Consider the following 3,089-nt stretch of genomic DNA (forward strand, 5'->3'; position numbering starts at 1 on the left):
GCAAAGCCCAGGTCCACGGGCTCGTAGACGTTGCGCCCGGCCTCCAGGAGCACGTCCTTGCCCACGACGCCCGCGTCGGCCACGCCGAGTTCGACATAGGTGGGCACGTCGCTGTTGCGCAGCTCGAGCACCCAGGCGTCGCCCGCGTCGTGCTTGAGGGCGCGGCCACTGGGCACCTCGAGAGCCAGGCCTGCCCGCCTGAGCCAGGTCAGGCTCTCTCGCATCACGCGCCCCTTGGGCAGAGCCAGGGTGAGCTTGGGCTCAGCCACGGAGCGATCCCGCCAAGGTCTGCTCGAGCCCCTCTCGCTCGGGCGCCCCCTCCGTCAGGCTTTCCAAACCGTGCGCCGTGAGCAGGTAGGGGATGCCGCGCCGCTTGGCGTAGGCGCGCGCGCCCTCCGGGTCCGCCGCAAGGCTCCTCTCCACGGCGTAGCCTCGCGCCCGAAGCAGCCGCGCCCGCGCGTCGTCGAGGCTCAAGACGAGGGGCTGGAGGTGACCCGCCGCCCCCGGCAGGGCGCTCATCAGCCTTTCCAAACCGATGGCGAAGCCTGCCGCAAAGGGCAGGAGCGCGCCGTCGTAGCGCCCGCCGCCCAGGAGCGGCTGGGCGTAGTCGAAGGTATAAGCGCGAAAGGTGACGCCGGTGTAGTAGGCGAGGCGCCGGGCCATGCCGAGCTCGAGCATGAGCTCGCTGGCGTCCTCGAACTCGCTCAAGATGGCGTCTATCCGGTCGAGTTCGTTCAAGGTCTCCGGCCAGACCGCTATCTTACGGGCGCGCGAGAGGGTGCCGGGGTCGCCGTAGAGGTCGGGCACCGCCAGGATGGCCCGGTGCAGATCGGGGGCGAGCTTTATAGGCGCCAGCAGGCCCGCCAGGGTGCTGGCGTCCTTGCGGTCGATGGCGTCGGCCAGGCGCTCCTGCAGGCCTTCGCTCACCCCGGCGAGAGCAAAGAGCGCCCGCACGAAGCCGGGGTTGCCCATCTCCACGCGCGGCACCAGGCCCACCTCGCGCACCGATTCGCGCGCCAGATGGATGAGCTCGGCGTCGGCGCGCGGATTCGATATCCCTACGAGCTCGAGGCCGATCTGGTTGAACTCCCTGGTGCGGGCGATGTCGGGGTCGATGGCCTGCCAGACCGCGCCGCAGTACTGAAGGCGCTTGGGCAGGCCGCCGGCGCTGCTTGCCGCCTCGGGAAAATGCGCCTTGACGAGCCCCGCGATGGCCGGGGTGAAATCCGACCGCAAGGTCAGGACGCCCGAGTCCTTGTCCGAGAGCTTGAACGACTTGTCGGCGGCGCGGTGGCGGGAGTCGTAGCGCTCCAGGGCCGGCACCTCGACGCCCTCGTAGCCCCAGCTCGAGTAGAGGCGGCGCAGGCGCGTGGTGACCTCGAGCCTCTGTGAGCTCGCGGGCGGCAGGATGTAGCGCGTGCCGTCGGGTGGAGCGGTGTTCACGGTCGTTTCCGCGGGAGCAAGAGAGTGGAGCTGATCACCCGACCAGCCTACCGCGTCCCCGCGGGGCTGTCATCAGTGTAGGGCCACTAGGCCCCCGCTAGAGTCGAGGGTCACTTGTACGGGCACTAGCCCGCCCCTAGCACAGGGGTCACTAGACCCGCCGCTAGTGCGGCTGCTGTGTGGGGCAAGTACATAGACCCGGCCTAGAGGCCGTACTCGTGCGGGTACTACCTAGTCAGGACAAGGACTAGCCGGGACCCATAAGGACGAGGTTGTCACGGTGGATGACCTCGTCGAAATCCTTGTAGCCGAGCCTTGCGGCGATCTCAGCCGTCTTGATGCCGCGGATGCGTGCGACGTCCACTGCGGCGTAGTTCGACAGCCCCCGGCCGACGAGCGTTTCCCCCAGCGTCACCGCCACCGCGTCGCCGAAGTCGAAGTCGCCCGCCACCCCCAAGATGCCGCTCGGCAGGAGGCTGCGGCCTGCCCTCAGCGCCCCCGCCGCACCCTCGTCTATGGTGATGCTGCCCTTGGTGGGCTGCTGGGCGAGCCAGGCCTTGCGGGCCGGAGCGCGCGTCTGGGCCAGAAAGCGGGTGCCCACGTCCTCGCCCCGTGCCAAGGCCTCTAGCCCCGCCCCGCCGCCCGAGAGGATGACGGTCTCGATGCCCGCCTCGGCGGCGATCTTGGCGGCCGCCAGCTTGGTCACCATGCCGCCGGTGCCGCGCCCGCTGCCCGCACCTGCCGCTAAGTGGCTCACCGCCGTCACGTTGGCGACGACCGGGATGCGCTTGGCGGCGGGGCAGGTGCGCGGGTCGGCGTCATAGAGTCCGTTCACGTCGGTGAGGATGAGCAGCGCGTTGGCGTCCATGAGATAGGCCGTCCAGGCCGAGAGGGTATCGTTGTCGCCGAAGCGAATTTCACTGGTCGCTACCGAGTCGTTTTCGTTGATGACCGGCACCGCGCCGAGGCTGAGGCTGCTCTCGAGCGCGTTCCTAGCGTTGACGTAGCGCCGCCGGTCCTGGATGTCCGCGGCGGTCAGGAGAAGCTGCGCGACGGGCAAGGGCGCAAAGGCGCGCGCCCAGTCGAGCATGAGGAGCGCCTGGCCGACCGCGGCGGCGGCCTGTTTGTGCGGCAGCGTGAGCGGCAGGCTGAGCCCCAGCCGCTCGCGGCCCGCCGCGCCCGCACCCGAGGACACCAGCACCACCTTGGCGTTAAAGCGCGCCGAGAGGACCTGCGCGCCGCGGGCGATGGCCCACATCTTGGCGGGCTCGATGCGGCCCGCGGCGTCGGTTACCGAGCTCGAGCCGACCTTGACGACGACGCGCTGCCAGCGCGCGCTCATGCGGGTCCGGTCATGTCCTTATGGCACGAAACATCATGGCACCAACCATCGGCCTAGGCCCCACAGGGCGCGGGGCTCACACCGGGTAGTCGGTGGCTAAGTAGTCCTCGAAACCCTCGGGAATCACCTTGCGGTCGACCAGGAGCAGCTCGCCCTCGCGTTTGGCGTGGCCCTCGCGCTCGAGCCTCTTCAAAGCCGCCTGCACCTTGCCCTGCACCTGGCGCAAGGAGGCCGCCTGCCAGTCGGTCTCCGGCTGCCGCATGGTCAAAAAGGCGCGGTGAAAGCGCGGCAGGTCGTCCAAGGG

4 protein-coding genes are annotated in these 3,089 nt (G+C 69.7%); all 4 read right to left on the bottom strand.

Translation table 11 applies throughout. The features are described 5' to 3' along the window. Positions 1–224: ATP phosphoribosyltransferase (locus tag M3498_15580; protein ID MDQ3460700.1), on the bottom strand; the 224-nt coding region annotated here is incomplete at its 3' end. Positions 225–261: 37 nt separating this feature from the next. Next, the gene (locus M3498_15585) at positions 262–1,443 is read right to left on the bottom strand and encodes an ATP phosphoribosyltransferase regulatory subunit (GenBank protein ID MDQ3460701.1); all 1,182 of its coding nucleotides are present in this window, start codon (positions 1,441–1,443) and stop codon (positions 262–264) included. A 247-nt stretch (positions 1,444–1,690) separates the two neighbouring features. Then, positions 1,691–2,785 (bottom strand): glutamate 5-kinase, encoded by a 1,095-nt coding sequence (gene proB / locus M3498_15590; protein ID MDQ3460702.1) that lies wholly within the window; start codon positions 2,783–2,785, stop codon positions 1,691–1,693. A 76-nt stretch (positions 2,786–2,861) separates the two neighbouring features. Next, positions 2,862–3,089: hypothetical protein (locus tag M3498_15595; GenBank protein MDQ3460703.1), on the bottom strand; the 228-nt coding region annotated here is incomplete at its 5' end.

Source organism: Deinococcota bacterium (assembly GCA_030858465.1).
Taxonomy (GTDB): Bacteria; Deinococcota; Deinococci; order Deinococcales; family Trueperaceae; genus JALZLY01.